Raw genomic sequence first — 18,542 nt, forward strand, 5'->3', positions numbered from 1 at the left:
ATTTATTCTAGCAGTAGCCAGCAACCCTCAATTTATTATTCACACACATTCCCTTAGGATAACAATTTAGATTTTATCGCATTTTATATTTTAATAACACATCGAATTTAACCATAAAAAATCCAAGAGCTCACTTTCTTCAAATATAGAAATAATAAAATATAACCTAAATAATATTTATTATTATTCAGGAATGTAAAAAAACAAGTTCCTTTTTACGAAGAGGAACTATTTTTAGAAATCCACAGATCTAGCTAGAATCTCTTTTTCTAAATTAAGAAGTCTTTTCTCAAGAGGTAGTTGATTAACTCTATGACTCTCATCATAATTCGTTACTATAACTCCTGATGAATCTCCATCATCACCAATAACTGATTCAATAATTCTATTTACCCTAGAGTTTTTTTCTTCCCAAAAAATAACGTCACACTCATAATTAAACGATGCATGCTCACCAAAGGCTCTACTGGTAATGTTGCTACTCCCGATGATTGCCACTAATGGATTTGAATGTTTTTTTGCAATAAAAACTTTCGCGTGCCACCTCATTCCTTTCATTTTCTTTTGAGTCGCACTAAATAACCCACCCGCATTTATTGCGCTTAATTGATTGAAAAAATCAATATATTGCTGTTTCCAAGTGTAGGAGTATATCCCCATAACAGTCAATTTCAGTGGAGTTGAATTCCTGTGTTTAGATATATCTAAATCCAACCCAGCCTGATAATTATGAGTGTGCTGAAAAAAACCGCTGCAAAGAAGTGCCTCATCAACTTCTTCGGATTTCAATGTCTCAATAATTGCGCGCCGAAATTTATTAACAATGTCTTTCCTTAGGAAGATTGCCACTCTTTTCACAGGTGATTCCTCATATACTTCAACATCAAAGTAGTCTAACATGAAATATTAATATCGGCATATTTGGTAAAGACTTTAGGAAATTCTTAAACAATTCAAAAAGCGTGACTATCTGAAAATTGATAAATCACCTTCATCTATTGAACCACGTTATTTGACTCGTTAATGATGCATACGTCAGCTCCTGGCACGAAGTTGCCGTAGGAAAACCAAGGGCAGCTTTGAGCGAAAAGCGGACGTTATTCAATCATCATGAGTGGCATTGAAACGCCTAAATCACTTGAAGCTATTTAATAACATAAAATTGTGAGATTCTAAACAACATTGAGATGTTCACTCATAATCTGTAAAAGTTCATCTTTGGGATATGAGTAATACAACTCTTTGAAATTAGGAGTCCTAATTTTTTTAGGATATCCATCCTGGAAAATACCATATTTTTTAAATGGCTGATCACGCATCAAATAAAAAATGTTACAATGTTTATCACCGTCTTGATAAGTGGTAAAACTACAAGCTAATCCTGCCTCATATAGCTCCCAGTTAGGTATTTCACTATCTATGGTCATTTTACATGCTTTAAGCATGAATCGTGCAGAATCAACAAAACATATTGACTCAGGATTAGTAGTTTTGACAATATTGTATGCTTTCTGAATCAGTTCTTCATTGATAACAAATCCCAACCCATAAACCAATACTTCAGTAGCAGGCTTTGTATCACTACCCCAATAGGTAGTATTGGCAAGATAACATTTAATATCTTCAACAGTCATAATGTCTTTTGCTTTCATGGAGAACCACGTTGAATCATAGTAAGCTATATCCTCATCGTTTTTATAATACACTTCTACTTCTGAAAGATAATTAGGATTAAATCCTCCCCATCCATAGCATCTAACTATATTTATTGCATCCTCTTTACTTTTGAAGAAGAAGCTACCTCGGAGTCTTGAAACCTTATGAGTATAAAATCGGTGTCTCACAGATTCTATTCTGAACTCATTGATTAACGCTATTTTGTTTGTAGGTTCATTGCAAAAAGCATTCTTTAGACGAGAGTATTGCCATTGAGATAAAAACCATCTTTTCTCTTGTCCCTGAAGAGAAGGTAATGCCTCTAGAGAAGCTATTCTTCCAATTGCAACTTCCCAAGCGACAAGAGGGTTTTCAATGTTGAGATAGCACCAAAGCCTTAACTTTTTCATAACAGACTCCTTGAGAAGAATTCGTATTTTAGCCTTATGATATGTTAATCCTTGGATTGATTAACGTAAGGAATTTTTGCTACGTCCGCTCCTGGCACTCAGCGGACTAATTAGTGTTAACATACCAATGCATTATGCTTACGAAACATTAATATTGCTGTGTGCGCTCCCTACCCATTCATCAAGCTTATCCGTCCATTCCTGCATCATCACTTTACGCTCATCAAGATAAGTTGCATGGTTGTATGTGCGACGAACATTGTTGGTATCAGCGTGTGCAAGTTGGGCCTCAATAGCATCAGGTCGATAGCCCATTTCGTTTAAACGTGTACTTCCTGTTGTTCGGGTAGCATGGGGACTATAAATGCCACTCCATCCGAGGCTTTTAAGTAGCTGGCGCAGCGAGTGCGATGTCATTGGCCCTAGCGGATTATCTCTGCCCGGGAAAAGGTGCTGCCGATGCCCGGTTAACCCCTGTAGTGTTCTGAGCATTTTGACAGCTTGGAAGGGTAGGGGAATAACGTGTTCTCTGCGGGCTTTCATTCGCGCTGCCGGAATGGTCCATAGGGCGTTATTAAGATCGAATTCTGTCCATTCTGCTTCGGTGGCTTCTGCAGGACGCGCCAATGTCCACCACATAAGCCACATGCAATAATTAACCTGATACGAGCCACGACTATTGTCAAAACAGCTTAGTAACTTTCCGATTTGCTGAGGATTTAGTGCCTGTTTGTGCTGTGTCTTATTAGCCGGAAGGGCCTTGCGCACAGGCCATACGGGATCGCTATCAGCTCTAAGCGTCGCGACTGCCAACTCAAAAACTGATGAAATGGTGCGACGGGCTTCAGCGGCAACTGTTGGTGCTCCTCGTTTAGCGGTTTCCTGAAGAATTTTAAGTATATGGTGTGGAGTGATCTCCCTGACAGGTAGCTTACCGATTGCGGGGAAAACCACTCGTTCAAGCATATCCAGTCGCCGCGTTTTGGTGATTTCGGCCCAGTCTTTCATCTGCAACCACTCTTTGGCGATCAGCTCAAAGGTGTTGGATGCGTCATTGACCTTGCGGATCTTATCTAATTGACGAGCCTGTGTCGGGCTAACTCCATCTGCGACTTGCTTACGCGCTTGCTCGCATTTCTCGCGAGCTTCGGCAAGTTTGACCGTCGGGTACTCACCCAGCGCGAACATGCTGGATTTGCCGTTGAGTTTAAACCGATAGCGCCATGCCTTTTTGCCGTTGGGTTTCACTTCGAGGTAGAGCCCATTGAAGTCATTGAGTCGATAGAGTTTTTCTTTAGGCTTAGCAGTGCGGCATTGCGTATCAGTGAGCATAGCGAGTCCTTGTTTATTTCTTATACCGCTATTGTACTCACCAATAATGAAGATGGAAACTGATTGTACTCATTCCTATACTCATTTTTGGCTGCGCTATTATGAGATGAACTGAGACGTTATGAAAAGAAAAATCCACGCAACTGCGTGGATTTTATGAGGTTTTATATTTTTTATGCGATTCAGTGAGATCGAATGAGACAACAGAAACGAATTAGACGTTGAACAGGAAGTTCATCACATCGCCATCTTTAACGATGTAATCTTTCCCTTCCGCTCGCATCTTACCGGCTTCTTTCGCGCCTTGTTCACCTTTGTAGGTAATGAAGTCGTCAAAGGCGATAGTTTGGGCGCGGATAAAACCTTTTTCAAAGTCGGTATGGATTTTACCGGCCGCCTGCGGCGCGGTTGCGCCAACCGGAATAGTCCATGCGCGGACTTCTTTCACGCCGGCGGTGAAGTAGGTCTGAAGGTTGAGCAGACGGTAACCTGCACGAATAACACGGTTCAGTCCTGGCTCTTCCAGTCCCAGTTCTGCCATGAACTCATCGCGCTCTTCATCATCCAGCTCAGCAATATCGGCCTCGACGGCGGCACACACCGGAACCACTACCGAGCCTTCTTTCGCGGCGATTTCACGAACCTGGTCCAGATACGGGTTGTTTTCAAAACCGTCTTCATTGACGTTAGCGATATACATTGTGGGCTTCAACGTCAGGAAGCTTAAATAGCGGATAGCCGCTTTATCTTCATCCGTCAGGTCCAGCGAGCGCAGCATCCCCGCTTCGGCCAGGTGCGGCAGGCATTTCTCCAGCGCAGCCAGTTCCGCTTTGGCGTCTTTATCGCCGCCTTTTGCTTTCTTTTGCACGCGATGGATAGCGCGCTCGCAGGTATCGAGGTCAGCCAGCGCCAGTTCGGTATTGATAACATCAATATCTTCTGCCGGGTTTACTTTACCCGCCACGTGGATGATATTGTCGTTCTCAAAGCAGCGAACAACGTGACCGATAGCTTCGGTTTCACGGATGTTGGTCAGGAACTGATTGCCCAATCCTTCGCCTTTGGACGCGCCTTTTACCAGACCGGCGATATCCACGAACTCCATCGTGGTTGGTAGAATACGCTGCGGTTTAACAATCTCAGCCAACTGGTCCAGACGCGGATCGGGCATCGGCACGACGCCGGTATTCGGTTCGATGGTGCAGAACGGAAAGTTTGCCGCTTCAATACCGGCTTTTGTCAGCGCGTTGAACAGGGTGGATTTCCCAACGTTGGGCAGACCGACGATACCGCATTTGAATCCCATGATTTAACTCACCTTAATATCTTAATAATCAACCTGTTATAGAAAACAGATTGCAGAAATGGAAATAACTTCGCCTATTATACACGGCGTGCGGCAAAAATGCCGCACATCACTGGTTATTGCGCCTTAAAGGTATGCAAACGGCTTGTTGCTTTGGCCAGACCTTCTTTGAACCACATTTCCGTACAGCGTGCCGCTTCGTCAATGGCCTCATCAATTAATTTTTGTTCAGAAACAGGGGGTTTACCCAGTACGAAACCAACAACTTTATTTTTATCGCCTGGATGACCGATTCCAACGCGTAATCGATGAAAGTTGGGATTATTGCCCAGCTTGCTGATGATGTCTTTCAGACCATTATGGCCGCCGTGGCCGCCGCCAAGTTTAAATTTCGCGACGCCCGGTGGGAGATCCAGCTCATCGTGAGCGACCAGCATTTCGTCCGGCTGAATACGGTAAAAACTGGCCATTGCGCCAACTGCTTTACCACTGAGGTTCATGAACGTGGTGGGTACCAGCAGGCGAACATCTTCCCCTTCCAGCATGATGCGTGAGGTATAGCCAAAGAATTTAGGCTCTTCACGCAACGGCGCACGCAGACGCTCCGCCAGTAAATCGACGTACCATGCGCCTGCATTGTGTCGCGTCGCGGCATATTCCGCACCGGGATTCGCCAGACCAACAATCAATTTAATTGCCACGTTTTTTTGTCCTGAGTAGATCCATAACTGGCGCGTAGTTTACTGTCTGTCTGCCCGCTTGACAAAATACAGCGACACTCTGAAGTAAATTAAATAATTGCCAGTGAAAATTATTAAAAAAGTAAACTGTTCAGTGTGTTATTTGTAAAGTTTTGTTAAATGAAACTTTACATTTGTGATCGCACCCGCACTTACAAACGGCAGTGTTGTCTATACTTTACACATAAAGTTTAGGGGGATTTCCTTAAAACAACCCAAAAGTTCCGGAGGTGACATATGAAACGCAAAAACGCTTCGTTATTCGGTAACGTGCTGATGGGGTTGGGGCTGGCAGTGATGGTTGTCGGCGTTGGTTACTCTATTTTAAACCAATTGCCGCAGTTTAATTTGCCGCAATTTTTTGCACATGGCGCTGTACTCAGCATTTTTGTCGGTGCGGTTCTTTGGCTGGCGGGGGCTCGCGTAGGGGGGCATGAGCAGGTGAGCGACAAATACTGGTGGGTACGTCACTATGACAAACGTTGCCGCCGTAACGACAATCGTCGTCATAGCTAACCGGTTCAGGCCCGGTAAGCGTTATCGCCACCGGGCATTGCCCATTAACTGCTCAAGTCTGCTAACGCCGCTGTCCTGTTCGGGAAGAAGGTCAGACGGCCTGGAATGGGTTTGATACCGGCGCGCGCCATTGTGCGCAGTGGTTGGAACTCCAGGTTACTGATACGCAATTCGCAACCCTCCGGCAGACGTTTCACAAAACGCTGAAAAGCATCCAGCCCGCCTGCATCCAGCACTGGCACTGCATCCCATTTCAAAACCACGATACGTTTACCGTTAATACGCGACTCAAGCTCGGTAAACAGCCCTTCCGCCGCGGCGAAAAAGAGCGGACCGATAACGCGCAGCACCAGCACATCATCAGGCACATCGACATTGACCGGCGCAAGTCGTGTCATACGCGCAATACGGCGCATAAATAGCAGGGAGGCAAGAACAATCCCCACGCTGATGGCGATGACCATATCAAACAGTACCGTTAATGACATGCACAGCAGCATAACGATGATGTCATCTTTCGGCGCATGGCGTAACAGATCCACCACTTTATGGGCTTCACTCATATTCCATGCCACCATCAGCAGTAGCGCCGCCATCGCGGAAAGCGGCAGCCAGGAGAGTAGCGGAGCCAAGACCAGTAGCGCCAGAATGACCAGGATGGCGTGAATCACCGCCGAGACGGGAGAGGTTGCGCCAGCGCGGACGTTGGCGGCAGAGCGGGCAATCGCGGCGGTGGCGGTGATGCCGCCAAAGAACGGCGCGACCATATTCCCCAGCCCCTGGCCGATAAGTTCGCTGTTCGCTTTATGTTTGGTGCCGGTCATGCCGTCCAGCACGACGGCGCAGAGCAATGATTCGATTGCCCCCAGCATTGCCATCGAGAAGGCCGCCGGCAACAGCGCGCGCAGTGAATCCCAGCTTAGCGTGAAATCGGAGCCAGGAAGATTCCACGGCAGCACCAGTTGCGGCAGGAGCTGCGGGATGCCGTTGCCCCGGGTGCCGTCAGCCAGAACGTAGTGGAACTGTGAACCGATAGTCGCCACATTGCCGCCCAGCAGATTAACGATCCCCATCACGGCGCAACCGGCCAGCAGCGCGGGAAGATGTCCCGGCAGACGAATGCCGAGACGCGGCCAGAAAATCAACGTTCCCAGCGTCACCACGCCAATGGCGGCATCGCCAATATTGACGGTGGGCAACGCCATAAACAGCGCGCCGACTTTCTGCAAATAGTGCTCAGGCACATGTGCCATCTGCAGACCAAGAAAATCTTTAATCTGCATGGTACCGATGGTAATACCAATCCCTGAGGTAAAACCCAACGTGACCGACACCGGGATATATTCAATCAATCGCCCCAGTCTCGCCAGGCCGAAAAGGATCAGGAAGAAGCCCGACATCAGCGTGGCGACCAGTAGACCCGCCAGACCAAACTGTTGCGACACCGGATACAAAATCACCACAAACGCGGCGGTAGGGCCGGAAACGCTAAAGCGCGAGCCGCCGGTTAGCGCGATCACGATCCCGGCGACAGCGGAGGTATAGAGGCCATATTGCGGCGCAACGCCACTGCCAATTGCCAGCGCCATCGCCAGCGGGATAGCAATAATCCCGACGGTGATCCCGGCTATCACATCGCGGGTGAACCGGGAGGCGGTATATTTTTCTTTCCAGCAAGCATCGATGAGAGCGCGGAAAGGCATCACATGTGAGGAAAATAATTTGTTCACAATAATGTTTCATCCATGAGCGCATCATCTGTCAACTAAATGGCAGGTGAAGGAGGCATAAGTCATACAAAAGGGTATTACAGACAAAAAAACCCGCCGCAGCGGGTTTTAGATCCGGGTTCGATCAATGCTCGAACATGGCGGAAATCGATTCTTCGTTGCTGATACGGCGAATCGCTTCGGCCAGCATACCTGACAGGGTCAAGGTACGCACGTTCGGCAGTGCTTTGATTTCGTCGGTCAGCGGAATGGTGTCGCAGACAACGACTTCGTCAATGACGGAGTTGCGCAGGTTGTTTGCCGCATTGCCTGAGAAGATCGGGTGCGTCGCGTAAGCAAACACGCGTTTAGCGCCACGTTCTTTCAATGCTTCTGCTGCTTTGCACAGAGTACCGCCGGTATCGATCATATCGTCAACCAGCACGCAGTCACGGCCAGCGACGTCGCCGATGATGTGCATCACCTGAGAAACGTTCGCACGCGGACGACGTTTATCAATGATAGCCATATCGGTATCGTTCAGCAGCTTAGCGATAGCGCGGGCACGAACCACGCCGCCGATATCCGGGGAAACCACGATCGGGTTATCCAGATTCAGTTGCAGCATATCTTCGAGCAGGATTGGGCTACCGAACACGTTATCAACCGGAACGTCAAAGAAGCCCTGGATCTGTTCAGCATGCAGGTCTACGGTGAGAACGCGGTCAACGCCGACGCTGGACAGGAAGTCAGCGACAACTTTTGCGGTAATCGGCACACGGGCGGAACGTACGCGACGGTCCTGACGTGCATAGCCAAAGTAGGGGATAACGGCGGTGATACGACCTGCGGAAGCACGACGCAGGGCATCAACCATAACGACCAATTCCATCAGGTTGTCGTTGGTTGGGGCACAAGTGGACTGGATGATGAAAATATCACCACCGCGTACATTTTCGTTGATTTGTACGCTGACTTCGCCGTCGCTAAAGCGACCTACGGCGGCGTCGCCGAGAGAAGTGTACAGGCGGTTGGCAATACGTTGTGCTAGTTCCGGGGTGGCGTTACCAGCAAAAAGCTTCATATCAGGCACGAGAAGAACCTCAGGCATGCGTCCATTGGTGGAAAAGATTTGCCGAAAACTGTGCGGGCCAGGCAAAATCCTATCCAGGCGGTGTATTAAAGAGCGCGATGCAACGTCTGGAACAAGGTGACGTTGTCACCGAAGCTCAGCTTGCCCGGCTTACTCATCTTCATTCACGTTTCATGTGCGCTGGCATCGATGCCTCACACCAGTCAAATACGGCGTATATGACTGGCGACTCGTCATTTCGCCATCTTCCTGAAACCCGAATGCTTTAAAGTAACTCTCGATGCAATGGGGAGAGGTTGACACCCTTCGCCACAAAAGCATTGAGCCATTCCGGGGCTTGCTCAAGCACCTGGCGAGCACAAGACTCTGTATCGAATTCAGCAAAGACACAGGCTCCTGTCCCAGTCAGGCGCGACGGCGCGTATTCTAACAGCCAGGAAAGCGCCGCATCAACCTCGCGAAAACGTTTTCTTGCGATAACCTCGCAATCATTGCTGAATTCACATTTTAGTAACGTATCTATTGACCTTTTTGGCGTATTACGCGGCAATTGGGGATCTTTAAAGATAACCGGTGTGGGAATGCTTACGCCAGGGTGCGCGACCAGATACCATTTTTCCGGCGGATTCACCGGCGTTAATATTTCGCCTACGCCTTCGGCAAACGCGGCGTGGCCACGAACAAAGACCGGGACGTCGGCGCCGAGCGTCAGGCCGAGCGTCGCCAGTTCATCAATGGAAAGCCCGCATTGCCAAAGATGATTGAGCGCCACCAGAACGGTCGCGGCGTTAGACGAACCGCCGCCCAGACCGCCGCCCATGGGAAGGCGCTTCTCAATGCTGATATCCGCGCCGCTTCCGGCGGGCAGGCGTCCACTCTCCGAGGCGACTTTCATCAACAGCCGCGCGGCGCGGACGATCAGGTTGTCTTCATTTTCAACGCCGGTTACCGGCGTTAATAAATGGATTTCGCCATCGTGACGCGGTTCGATGTGGAGTGTGTCGCCATAATCCAGAAACTGAAACAGCGTCTGCAGCGTGTGGTAGCCGTCTGCACGCTGTCCGGTGATATATAAAAACAGATTTAATTTTGCCGGAGAAGGCCAATGGGTCATCATTTCACAATCCAGTTATCCATTTTCAGCTTAATGCGCTGACTGCCGTCTGAAAGCTCCATATTGGCTGGCATGGCAGGCTGCGTTTTGCTGTCATAGCCACCGTAAACCACTTTCCAGTTTTTACCATCCTGGCGGTAGTTCACTTCGCTCAGGCGGTACTGGTCGTCCAGTTTGTAGTCGGTGGCATCGCCAGGCAGACCGAGGATCCACTGCCGCAGGCTGTTTAACGGAATCGGCATCCCGGTAAGTTTGCCGATCATCTCTTCGGCGTCATCGGCGGTATAACGCTGGCCTTTGTTATCCACCAACTGGACGTTGCCCGGCTGGGCGTTAAGCTCCAGCTCGGTGCTGCCCAGCGGGTTGGTAAGCAGCAGGCGGTAGCGATCCTGTCCGGTCTGTTGCCAGAAGAAGCGCGCATAGACTTTCTGATCATCTGAGATGTAAGCAAAGGCGCCGCGCGTCTGGTATTGATTCAGATGACGCACCTCTTGCTGATGCTGGCGCCACTGAGGGGAATCCGGGCTCTTGCCCGGGCCTTTATGCCCAGGAAGCGTACAGGCGGTGAGAACCAGGCTTGCTAACGGCAGTAGACGAATCAGGCGAAAATCGGGCAGGGTCATAGTGATGACGAATCCTTGTGATACGGTGCAATAATTGCCTGATGGCGTTACGCTTATCAGGCCTGAAAACTGAACCTGCAGGCTGTAAAAACGTTCGCGCCGCGATTCGGCAAATTTTTGCTATCGGTTACAGTTATAGCCTTTAATGCTAGCGCCGCCTGGTGACATCGTCTACTTTCAAGTTGTCTTAAATCATCAAATTAGCGAGCGCTGCCAATTACTCCAAAAGGGGGCTCTCTCTTTTATTGACCACGCGCATCCTGTATGATGCAAGCAGACTAACCATATCAACGCTGGTACTACTCCCGCAGACATGACCCTTTTAGCGCTCGGTATTAACCATAAAACGGCACCTGTATCGCTGCGAGAACGCGTAACGTTTTCGCCGGACACGCTTGATCAGGCGCTGGACAGCCTGCTTGCGCAGCCAATGGTGCAGGGCGGGGTCGTGCTGTCAACCTGTAACCGTACAGAACTGTATTTGAGCGTGGAAGAGCAGGATAACCTGCAAGAAGCGTTGATCCGCTGGTTATGCGATTACCATAACCTGAACGAGGACGATCTGCGCAACAGTCTGTACTGGCATCAGGACAATGACGCCGTCAGCCACCTGATGCGCGTCGCCAGCGGTCTGGATTCACTGGTGCTGGGCGAACCGCAAATCCTCGGTCAGGTGAAAAAAGCGTTTGCGGATTCGCAAAAAGGCCACCTTAACGCCAGCGCGCTGGAGCGAATGTTTCAGAAGTCTTTTTCCGTCGCCAAGCGAGTGCGGACTGAAACTGATATCGGCGCCAGCGCCGTCTCCGTCGCGTTTGCCGCCTGTACGCTCGCCCGCCAAATCTTTGAATCGCTCTCGACGGTCACTGTACTGTTAGTTGGCGCGGGCGAAACTATTGAACTGGTGGCGCGTCACCTGCGCGAGCATAAAGTACAAAAGATGATTATCGCCAACCGAACCCGCGAGCGCGCGCAAGCCCTGGCGGATGAGGTAGGCGCCGAGGTTATCTCGCTCAGCGATATCGACGCCCGTTTGCAGGATGCCGATATTATCATCAGCTCGACCGCCAGTCCGCTGCCGATTATCGGCAAAGGCATGGTGGAGCGCGCACTAAAAAGCCGTCGTAACCAGCCGATGCTGCTGGTGGATATCGCCGTACCGCGCGACGTTGAGCCGGAAGTCGGCAAACTGGCGAACGCTTATCTTTATAGCGTCGATGATTTACAGAGCATCATTTCGCATAATCTGGCGCAGCGTCAGGCTGCGGCGGTAGAAGCGGAAACGATTGTTGAGCAGGAAGCCAGCGAGTTTATGGCCTGGCTACGTGCCCAGGGGGCCAGCGAGACCATTCGGGAATACCGTAGTCAGTCGGAGCAGATTCGTGACGAACTGACTACCAAAGCGCTGTCAGCCCTTCAACAGGGCGGCGATGCGCAAGCCATCTTGCAGGATCTGGCATGGAAACTGACCAACCGCCTGATTCATGCGCCAACGAAATCACTTCAACAGGCTGCCCGTGACGGGGATGACGAACGCCTGAATATTCTGCGCGACAGCCTCGGGCTGGAGTAGCAGTACACACCACACTTTTTTACAGGGTGAATTTACGCCTATGAAGCCTTCTATCGTTGCCAAACTGGAAGCCCTGCACGAACGCCATGAGGAAGTTCAGGCGTTGCTGGGCGATGCGGGAATTATCGCCGACCAGGACCGCTTTCGCGCATTGTCGCGTGAATATGCGCAATTAAGCGACGTTTCTCGCTGTTTTACGGACTGGCAACAGGTTCAGGACGATATCGAGACGGCTCAGATGATGCTCGACGATCCTGAAATGCGAGAAATGGCGCAGGAAGAACTGCGCGAAGCGAAAGAAAAAAGCGAACAACTGGAGCAACAGTTACAGGTACTGCTGCTGCCGAAAGATCCGGACGATGAACGAAACGCGTTCCTTGAGGTTCGCGCCGGCACCGGCGGCGATGAAGCCGCGCTGTTTGCCGGCGATCTGTTCCGCATGTACAGCCGTTATGCCGAAGCGCGCCGCTGGCGTGTGGAGATCATGAGCATGAGCGAAGGCGAGCATGGCGGTTATAAAGAGATCATCGCCAAAATCAGCGGCGACGGTGTGTATGGCCGACTGAAATTTGAGTCTGGCGGACACCGCGTACAGCGTGTTCCGGCGACCGAGTCGCAGGGGCGTATCCATACCTCCGCCTGTACCGTCGCCGTGATGCCGGAGCTACCGGAAGCCGAGCTGCCGGATATAAACCCGGCGGATCTGCGCATTGATACGTTTCGTTCTTCCGGCGCGGGCGGTCAGCACGTCAACACCACCGACTCCGCTATCCGTATTACCCACTTGCCGACCGGGATTGTCGTGGAATGCCAGGACGAGCGTTCGCAGCATAAAAACAAAGCGAAAGCGCTCTCGGTGCTCGGGGCGCGTATTCACGCCGCCGAAACGGCAAAACGCCAGCAGGCCGAAGCGTCAACGCGCCGCAACCTGCTCGGCAGCGGCGATCGCAGCGATCGTAACCGGACCTATAACTTCCCGCAGGGACGCGTGACCGATCATCGTATTAATCTGACGTTATATCGCCTTGATGAAACGATGGAAGGTAAGCTGGATATGCTGATTGAGCCGATTGTTCAGGAACACCAGGCAGATCTGTTAGCCGCGTTGTCCGAGCAGGAATAATGGATTTTCAGCACTGGCTGCGTGAGGCGGTAAACCAGCTCCGGGATAGCGACAGCCCGCGGCGTGACGCCGAGATCCTGCTTGAGTACGTTACGGGCAAGGGGCGGACGTATATCATGGCCTTTGGCGAAACGCCGCTTACCGATGTCCAGCAACAACAGCTCGCGGATCTGCTGCAGCGGCGTAAACAGGGCGAACCGATTGCGTACCTGACGGGCTTACGCGAATTCTGGTCGCTGCCGTTCTTCGTTTCTCCTGCCACGCTAATCCCGCGCCCGGATACCGAATGTCTGGTTGAACAGGCGCTGGCGCGATTGCCGGTAAAAAACTGTCGTATTCTGGATTTAGGCACTGGAACTGGCGCGATTGCGCTGGCGCTGGCCAGCGAGCGACCGGATTGCGAGGTGACTGCGGTCGATCGTATGCCTGATGCGGTCGCGCTGGCGGTACGTAACGCGAAACATTTGGCTATCCGGAATGTGCGTATACTGCAAAGTTGTTGGTTCAGCGCGCTATCGGGGCAGCAGTTCGATATGATTGTCAGTAATCCACCCTACATTGACGCGCAGGACCCGCATCTTAGCGAAGGCGATGTACGCTTTGAACCGCTCTCGGCGTTGGTGGCGGATGAAAACGGTATGGCGGATCTTACGCATATTATCGACCACGCCCGCCAGATGTTAACGCCCGGCGGCTGCCTGTTGCTGGAACACGGTTGGCAGCAAGGCGAAGCGGTAAGAGCGGTTTTCAGGCGGTCTGGTTACACGGATGTGGAAACGTGTCGTGATTATGGTGGTAATGAACGCGTGACCTGCGGACGTTTTACGCTATGACAATTGCGATGTTGCTCACGTTTCACCTTATCTGCGTTGCGCTCTCCGTCAGTTTGTTTGTCGCCCGTTACTGGTGGCGCTATTGCGGTCACGCGTTGGCCGCCGCGCGCTGGACGCGAAACGCGCCTCCCGTCATAGATACCCTGTTACTGCTTAGCGGCATCGGGTTAATCGTTAAAACGCACATCCTGCCATTCACGGAGTCGGGCTCATGGCTGACTGAAAAACTGTTTGGCGTTATCATCTACATCGTTTTGGGTTTTATTGCGCTTGATTATCGTCAGGCGCGCAGCCAGCAGGCGCGTTTCATCGCCTTCCCGCTGGCGCTGGTGGTGCTGTACATCATCATTAAACTCGCCACCACAAAAATACCGTTACTGGGGTAAGTCATGAGGTCGTTAGCTGATTTCGAATTTAACAATGCGCCGCTGTGTGATGGCATGATCCTGGCATCAGAGAGGATTCGCCTGGATTTTCCCACGCAGTTTGTCTACGACGAACTGGAACGTCTGGTCAGTCTGGCGCAGGAAGAAATTAGCCAGCTCCTGTCTCAGGATGAGCAACTGGAAAAATTGCTGGCACTTTTTTACGGCGAGTGGGGGTTCACGGACGCCCGCGGCGTCTACCGTCTTTCTGATGCTTTATGGCTCGATAAAGTCCTGAAAAACCGCCAGGGTAGCGCGGTATCGTTGGGCGCTATTTTATTATGGATAGCAAACCGTCTTGATTTGCCGTTGGTGCCCGTTATCTTCCCGACGCAGTTGATTTTGCGTATTGAATCGCTGGAAGGGGAAATGTGGCTGATTAACCCGTTCAACGGTGAAACGCTTGATGAACATACTCTGGAAGTCTGGTTAAAAGGCAATATTAGTCCGGTCGCCGAGTTGTTTAACGAAGATTTGGACGAGGCCGATAACGCTGAAGTGATCCGTAAGCTACTTGATACACTGAAATCCTCTCTGATGGAGGAACGGCAAATGGAGCTGGCGCTGCGCGTTAGCGAAGCGTTGTTGCAATTTAACCCGGAAGATCCTTACGAAATCCGTGACCGCGGGTTGATTTACGCGCAGCTTGAGTGTGAACACGTTGCGCTGACTGATTTAAGCTACTTCGTTGAGCAGTGTCCGGAAGACCCGATCAGCGAAATGATTCGTGCGCAGATCAACACCATTGCGCACAAGCAAATTGTTCTGCATTAATTAACCGACATTTTACCTATAAGTGTAAGGCGATCCTATGAAACAAAAAGTGGTTAACATTGGCGACATTAAGGTGGCAAATGACCTGCCGTTTGTGCTGTTTGGCGGTATGAACGTGCTGGAGTCACGCGATCTGGCAATGCGCATTTGTGAGCACTACGTGACCGTTACCCAGAAGCTGGGTATCCCTTACGTGTTCAAGGCCTCTTTTGATAAAGCCAACCGTTCCTCTATTCACTCTTACCGTGGGCCGGGTCTGGAAGAAGGGATGAAGATTTTCCAGGAACTCAAGCAGACATTTGGCGTAAAAGTGATCACTGACGTCCATGAGGCCAGCCAGGCGCAGCCTGTGGCTGATGTGGTTGACGTGATTCAGCTCCCGGCGTTTCTGGCGCGCCAGACCGACCTGGTGGAAGCGATGGCGAAAACCGGCGCTGTGATTAACGTGAAAAAGCCGCAGTTCGTAAGCCCAGGTCAGATGGGCAATATCGTGGATAAGTTCCATGAGGGCGGTAACGATAAGGTGATTCTGTGCGACCGCGGCGCGAACTTTGGTTATGACAACCTGGTTGTGGATATGCTGGGTTTTGGCGTGATGAAGAAAGTCTCCGGCAACAGTCCGGTAATTTTTGATGTTACCCATGCGCTGCAATGCCGCGATCCGTTTGGCGCCGCCTCGGGTGGTCGTCGTGGTCAGGTGACCGAGCTGGCGCGTGCCGGTATGGCTGTCGGTCTGGCGGGGCTGTTCCTGGAATCGCATCCGGACCCGGCTAACGCGAAGTGCGACGGTCCTTCCGCGCTGCCGCTGGCGAAACTGGAGCAGTTCCTGACCCAGATAAAAGCGATTGATGATTTGGTGAAAAGCTTCGACGAGCTGGATACCGAGAACTGATTGCGGTTTTTTGCTTGTGTAGGCCGGATAAGACGCTATCCGGCTTTTTTATCTCAGGCAAAAATCGTCATCAGATAGGCGGCAAACAAAGCCAGATGCGCTGCGCCGTTTAGCACGTTGGTGCGTCCGGTAGAGAACGATATATGGCACAGCACTAACGAGGCCACCATCACTACCATTTCCGGCGCGCCTAATCCAAACACCAGATCATTACCTGTCGCCCAGGCGATAAGCGTGACGACCGGCACGGTTAATGAAATCGTCGCCAACACCGATCCGAAGAACAGATTCATTGCCCGCTGAACCTGATTATTCAGTACCGCCTTCAACGCGCCCAGTCCTTCCGGCGAGAGAATTAACAGCGCGACCAGGAAGCCGGTAAAGGCGACCGGGGCGTTCATGCTGGTCAGCAGCGCCTCCAGCGGGCTGGCATTCATTTTGGTAACGGCAATGACCGCAATTAAATGAATGAGTAACCAGACAGTATGCCAGCTGCTACTGTGCGCTGAGGGTTTACCGTGGTGTGGATTGCCATCATCGCCTTCATCTTCATGTTCATAGATAAATAAGCTCTGGTGCGTTTTGGTTTGAATCAACAAAAATACGCCGTACATCGCGGCGGAAATTAACGCGACCAATAATGCCTGACCGGTAGAGAAATTGGCTTGCGGCAATGCCATTGGAAAAACCAGCACAATAATCGCCAGCGGAAACAGCGCGATAAGATACTGCTTAATCCCGAATAAATTCATATATTGCGTTGCGAATTTACGCCCGCCCAACAACAACGAGAAACCGACCAGTCCGCCGGTGACAATCATAATAATAGAGTAGAGCGTATCGCGCATAAGCGTTGGCGCAGCATCGCCGGTGGCCATTAGCGCTGAAATTAAACTTACCTCAAGAATAACGACGGACAGGCTTAAAATAAGCGATCCGAAGGGTTCGCCGAGTCGGTGCGCTAATACATCCGCATGGCGGACCACGCTAAATGCACTGCTTAAAATACCAATAAGTGCAAGGATATTGATGCCAATAACCACTGGTAGTGACTGGCTGCTTCCCCAAAGGAACAGCACTACCAGCGCAAGAACCGGGAAAATAAGCGAAGTCTCCTTATGGCGGGTTTTCACCGCCTCACAGGCATGTGTCATTAGGGTCTCCCTTGTGCAGGTGTTAATATTTTTGGAAATAGTAAAGAAGATAAAAATAGCAGAACTTTGTATTTTTTCAGTGGTTTTTTACGTAATTTTACGGCATAGACTATCTTTTTCTTTCAAAACCCTAAAAAAAAGCATCTTGTTTTAACCGTATTTAAATAACAAAAAGTTAATTTCCGTAAAAAGCAAAAATATCCCTCGACTGGCGTGATAACGCATTGTTTACCACACTTAATGTTTTCCCTGAAGACGGAGGCGCTGATGCCGTATAAAGCCAAAAGTGATTTACCCGATAATGTGCGGAATGTTCTCCCAGCCCATGCCCAGGAAATTTACAAAGAAGCGTTTAATAGCGCCTGGGAGCAATATAAAGATAAAGCCGATCGTCGTGATGACGCCAGCCGGGAAGAAACCGCACACAAAGTCGCCTGGGCGGCGGTTAAAAACGATTATGAAAAAGGCGAGGATGATAAATGGCATAAGAAAAAATAAATGCTGCATTACTCACGTGTTAGCCTGATTTTCTTACTGAAATTCCGCTACCCGCGCGGTGCTTAACACCAGACGGCTTGCAACCTGGCGGTGAATTGCCTATGGTCCAGCAGGTGGTTGCAAAATAAGCAGCAAAAGCGCCCGAAAGGCGTCAGAAAATGTCGTGCAGGAAAGCGGGCAGTGGCGGAGATGTAAGGTGTTAACGCGTGATTTTTTAGTCAATGCCGATTGTAAAACGGCATTTGGCGCGATTGAAGAATCGTTGCACTGGTCGCGAACGTTAAAGCGTTGCCTGGCGTGAAGGAAGAGCAGGGGATAGCGAGTTTATCCTGACGCGGGAGGTTTTCCCGCGTACGGATTTAAAATGTCAGCACTTTGTCCGCAGCCAGCGTCCATTGCGCCAGCTCGACCAGCGTTCCGATTTCCACACCGTCAATCAGCGGCAGGGGGGTGATACCACGCCCATCCGCACAGGTTTTGCATAATTTTACCGGCACGTTTTGTGCGGTCAGAATTTCCAGCATTTGCTGAATATTATAGCCTTCGGCTGGTTTTTGACCGCGTAACCCTGCGGTTACGGCATCTGACATCAAAAACAGACGTAAATCGAGATGGCTTTCCTGCTCGCGCAGCGCAATGGCCAGACGCAGGCTATTAAATAATGATTCGCTGCCGTAGGCGGCGCCGTTAGCGATAATGACGATATTTTGCATGGGTAACCCTCCTCCTGGAGAAATTTTGTCGGCAATGGCGTTATGTTACCTCGGGAACCGA

Annotated in this window: 20 protein-coding genes and 1 pseudogene; 10 read left to right on the forward strand and 11 right to left on the reverse strand. The window is 50.5% G+C overall.

All coding sequences use genetic code 11. From position 1 onward, the window contains the following. Nucleotides 1–234: 234 nt before the first annotated feature. The 5 genes from AC3G3F_RS04760 to pth form a co-directional block, all read right to left on the reverse strand. Nucleotides 235–858: a restriction endonuclease PLD domain-containing protein gene (locus AC3G3F_RS04760; protein ID WP_488394556.1), complete on the reverse strand. Its 624-nt coding sequence runs from the start codon at nucleotides 856–858 to the stop codon at nucleotides 235–237. A gap of 314 nt (nucleotides 859–1,172) precedes the next feature. Then, the gene (locus tag AC3G3F_RS04765; protein ID WP_049269376.1) at nucleotides 1,173–2,066 is read right to left on the reverse strand and encodes a hypothetical protein; all 894 of its coding nucleotides are present in this window, start codon (nucleotides 2,064–2,066) and stop codon (nucleotides 1,173–1,175) included. 138 nt (nucleotides 2,067–2,204) lie between these two features. After that, complete coding sequence (locus AC3G3F_RS04770) at nucleotides 2,205–3,398, reverse strand: tyrosine-type recombinase/integrase (protein ID WP_488394559.1); 1,194 nt, start codon at nucleotides 3,396–3,398, stop codon at nucleotides 2,205–2,207. Between the two features lie 214 nt (nucleotides 3,399–3,612). After that, complete coding sequence (gene ychF, locus AC3G3F_RS04775; protein WP_000505853.1) at nucleotides 3,613–4,704, reverse strand: redox-regulated ATPase YchF; 1,092 nt, start codon at nucleotides 4,702–4,704, stop codon at nucleotides 3,613–3,615. Between the two features lie 116 nt (nucleotides 4,705–4,820). Next, nucleotides 4,821–5,405 carry an aminoacyl-tRNA hydrolase gene (gene pth, locus AC3G3F_RS04780; RefSeq protein ID WP_079813867.1) on the reverse strand — a complete coding sequence of 195 codons (585 nt, stop codon included), beginning with the start codon at nucleotides 5,403–5,405 and terminating at the stop codon, nucleotides 4,821–4,823. 276 nt (nucleotides 5,406–5,681) lie between these two features. On the opposite strand from pth, the gene ychH reads away from it, so the two are divergent. Then, nucleotides 5,682–5,960: a stress-induced protein YchH gene (ychH, locus tag AC3G3F_RS04785; RefSeq protein ID WP_023247657.1), complete on the forward strand. Its 279-nt coding sequence runs from the start codon at nucleotides 5,682–5,684 to the stop codon at nucleotides 5,958–5,960. A gap of 44 nt (nucleotides 5,961–6,004) precedes the next feature. On the opposite strand, the gene dauA is transcribed toward ychH, so the two are convergent. Continuing rightward, nucleotides 6,005–7,690 carry a C4-dicarboxylic acid transporter DauA gene (gene dauA / locus AC3G3F_RS04790; protein WP_023247656.1) on the reverse strand — a complete coding sequence of 562 codons (1,686 nt, stop codon included), beginning with the start codon at nucleotides 7,688–7,690 and terminating at the stop codon, nucleotides 6,005–6,007. Nucleotides 7,691–7,814: 124 nt separating this feature from the next. Then, nucleotides 7,815–8,762 carry a ribose-phosphate diphosphokinase gene (prs, locus tag AC3G3F_RS04795; protein ID WP_001518537.1) on the reverse strand — a complete coding sequence of 316 codons (948 nt, stop codon included), beginning with the start codon at nucleotides 8,760–8,762 and terminating at the stop codon, nucleotides 7,815–7,817. Between the two features lie 98 nt (nucleotides 8,763–8,860). On the opposite strand from prs, the gene AC3G3F_RS04800 reads away from it, so the two are divergent. Further along, nucleotides 8,861–9,031 carry a hypothetical protein gene (locus AC3G3F_RS04800; RefSeq protein ID WP_154707545.1) on the forward strand — a complete coding sequence of 57 codons (171 nt, stop codon included), beginning with the start codon at nucleotides 8,861–8,863 and terminating at the stop codon, nucleotides 9,029–9,031. Here AC3G3F_RS04800 and ispE read toward each other — a convergent pair. Then, nucleotides 9,028–9,879, reverse strand: a complete 852-nt coding sequence (gene ispE / locus AC3G3F_RS04805) for a 4-(cytidine 5'-diphospho)-2-C-methyl-D-erythritol kinase (RefSeq protein WP_000988253.1) — start codon at nucleotides 9,877–9,879, stop codon at nucleotides 9,028–9,030. The two genes, AC3G3F_RS04800 and ispE, sit on opposite strands and share 4 nt — an antisense overlap. After that, the gene (gene lolB, locus AC3G3F_RS04810; protein ID WP_000174484.1) at nucleotides 9,876–10,499 is read right to left on the reverse strand and encodes a lipoprotein insertase outer membrane protein LolB; all 624 of its coding nucleotides are present in this window, start codon (nucleotides 10,497–10,499) and stop codon (nucleotides 9,876–9,878) included. Before lolB ends, ispE begins: the two co-directional genes overlap by 4 nt. A gap of 313 nt (nucleotides 10,500–10,812) precedes the next feature. Between lolB and hemA the strand changes: the two genes are divergently transcribed. The 6 genes from hemA to kdsA are packed head-to-tail and all read left to right on the forward strand — an operon-like array spanning nucleotide 10,813 to nucleotide 16,116. Beyond that, a complete protein-coding gene (gene hemA, locus AC3G3F_RS04815) occupies nucleotides 10,813–12,069 on the forward strand; it encodes a glutamyl-tRNA reductase (protein ID WP_000173208.1) in 1,257 nt (418 codons plus the stop codon). Nucleotides 12,070–12,109: 40 nt separating this feature from the next. Continuing rightward, complete coding sequence (gene prfA / locus AC3G3F_RS04820) at nucleotides 12,110–13,192, forward strand: peptide chain release factor 1 (RefSeq protein ID WP_000804703.1); 1,083 nt, start codon at nucleotides 12,110–12,112, stop codon at nucleotides 13,190–13,192. After that, nucleotides 13,192–14,025 carry a peptide chain release factor N(5)-glutamine methyltransferase gene (gene prmC, locus AC3G3F_RS04825; protein ID WP_023247653.1) on the forward strand — a complete coding sequence of 278 codons (834 nt, stop codon included), beginning with the start codon at nucleotides 13,192–13,194 and terminating at the stop codon, nucleotides 14,023–14,025. The genes prfA and prmC overlap by 1 nt, the downstream gene beginning before the upstream one ends. Beyond that, entirely contained in the window at nucleotides 14,022–14,411 is a 390-nt protein-coding gene (sirB2, locus tag AC3G3F_RS04830) for an invasion regulator SirB2 (RefSeq protein WP_079795899.1), read from the forward strand. The genes prmC and sirB2 overlap by 4 nt, the downstream gene beginning before the upstream one ends. A 3-nt stretch (nucleotides 14,412–14,414) precedes the next feature. After that, a complete protein-coding gene (gene sirB1, locus AC3G3F_RS04835; RefSeq protein ID WP_023247651.1) occupies nucleotides 14,415–15,224 on the forward strand; it encodes an invasion regulator SirB1 in 810 nt (269 codons plus the stop codon). A 37-nt stretch (nucleotides 15,225–15,261) separates the two neighbouring features. Beyond that, a complete protein-coding gene (gene kdsA, locus AC3G3F_RS04840) occupies nucleotides 15,262–16,116 on the forward strand; it encodes a 3-deoxy-8-phosphooctulonate synthase (RefSeq protein ID WP_000811044.1) in 855 nt (284 codons plus the stop codon). Between the two features lie 53 nt (nucleotides 16,117–16,169). Here kdsA and chaA read toward each other — a convergent pair whose 3' ends face one another. Continuing rightward, entirely contained in the window at nucleotides 16,170–17,270 is a 1,101-nt protein-coding gene (gene chaA, locus AC3G3F_RS04845; protein WP_053528995.1) for a sodium-potassium/proton antiporter ChaA, read from the reverse strand. A 267-nt stretch (nucleotides 17,271–17,537) separates the two neighbouring features. Here chaA and chaB point away from each other — a divergent pair, with 267 nt between their 5' ends. Both chaB and AC3G3F_RS04855 read left to right on the forward strand, forming a co-directional pair. Beyond that, on the forward strand, nucleotides 17,538–17,768 hold the full coding sequence (chaB, locus tag AC3G3F_RS04850; RefSeq protein WP_023176685.1) for a putative cation transport regulator ChaB: 231 nt from the start codon (nucleotides 17,538–17,540) through the stop codon (nucleotides 17,766–17,768). A gap of 196 nt (nucleotides 17,769–17,964) precedes the next feature. Beyond that, nucleotides 17,965–18,042 (forward strand): annotated as a pseudogene (locus tag AC3G3F_RS04855) (gamma-glutamylcyclotransferase); the annotation flags it as partial. Nucleotides 18,043–18,127: 85 nt separating this feature from the next. Here the strand turns inward: AC3G3F_RS04855 and AC3G3F_RS04860 are convergent. After that, nucleotides 18,128–18,481, reverse strand: coding sequence for a DsrE/DsrF/TusD sulfur relay family protein (locus AC3G3F_RS04860; protein ID WP_001179794.1), 354 nt, complete (start codon nucleotides 18,479–18,481; stop codon nucleotides 18,128–18,130). Nucleotides 18,482–18,542: the final 61 nt, after the last annotated feature.

This window comes from Salmonella sp. FC25216, from assembly GCF_057751355.1.

Excerpts from the sequence above, each read along its gene's own strand:
- ispE (WP_000988253.1), bottom strand. The coding sequence starts at position 9,879 with ATGATGACCCATTGGCCTTCTCCGGCAAAATTAAATCTGTTTTTATAT.
- AC3G3F_RS04800 (WP_154707545.1), top strand. The coding sequence starts at position 8,861 with ATGCAACGTCTGGAACAAGGTGACGTTGTCACCGAAGCTCAGCTTGCC.
- hemA (WP_000173208.1), top strand. The coding sequence starts at position 10,813 with ATGACCCTTTTAGCGCTCGGTATTAACCATAAAACGGCACCTGTATCG.
- AC3G3F_RS04765 (WP_049269376.1), bottom strand. The coding sequence starts at position 2,066 with ATGAAAAAGTTAAGGCTTTGGTGCTATCTCAACATTGAAAACCCTCTT.
- ychF (WP_000505853.1), bottom strand. The coding sequence starts at position 4,704 with ATGGGATTCAAATGCGGTATCGTCGGTCTGCCCAACGTTGGGAAATCC.
- AC3G3F_RS04770 (WP_488394559.1), bottom strand. The coding sequence starts at position 3,398 with ATGCTCACTGATACGCAATGCCGCACTGCTAAGCCTAAAGAAAAACTC.
- AC3G3F_RS04860 (WP_001179794.1), bottom strand. The coding sequence starts at position 18,481 with ATGCAAAATATCGTCATTATCGCTAACGGCGCCGCCTACGGCAGCGAA.
- chaA (WP_053528995.1), bottom strand. The coding sequence starts at position 17,270 with ATGACACATGCCTGTGAGGCGGTGAAAACCCGCCATAAGGAGACTTCG.
- ychH (WP_023247657.1), top strand. The coding sequence starts at position 5,682 with ATGAAACGCAAAAACGCTTCGTTATTCGGTAACGTGCTGATGGGGTTG.
- prmC (WP_023247653.1), top strand. The coding sequence starts at position 13,192 with ATGGATTTTCAGCACTGGCTGCGTGAGGCGGTAAACCAGCTCCGGGAT.
- prfA (WP_000804703.1), top strand. The coding sequence starts at position 12,110 with ATGAAGCCTTCTATCGTTGCCAAACTGGAAGCCCTGCACGAACGCCAT.
- sirB1 (WP_023247651.1), top strand. The coding sequence starts at position 14,415 with ATGAGGTCGTTAGCTGATTTCGAATTTAACAATGCGCCGCTGTGTGAT.
- chaB (WP_023176685.1), top strand. The coding sequence starts at position 17,538 with ATGCCGTATAAAGCCAAAAGTGATTTACCCGATAATGTGCGGAATGTT.
- sirB2 (WP_079795899.1), top strand. The coding sequence starts at position 14,022 with ATGACAATTGCGATGTTGCTCACGTTTCACCTTATCTGCGTTGCGCTC.
- kdsA (WP_000811044.1), top strand. The coding sequence starts at position 15,262 with ATGAAACAAAAAGTGGTTAACATTGGCGACATTAAGGTGGCAAATGAC.
- lolB (WP_000174484.1), bottom strand. The coding sequence starts at position 10,499 with ATGACCCTGCCCGATTTTCGCCTGATTCGTCTACTGCCGTTAGCAAGC.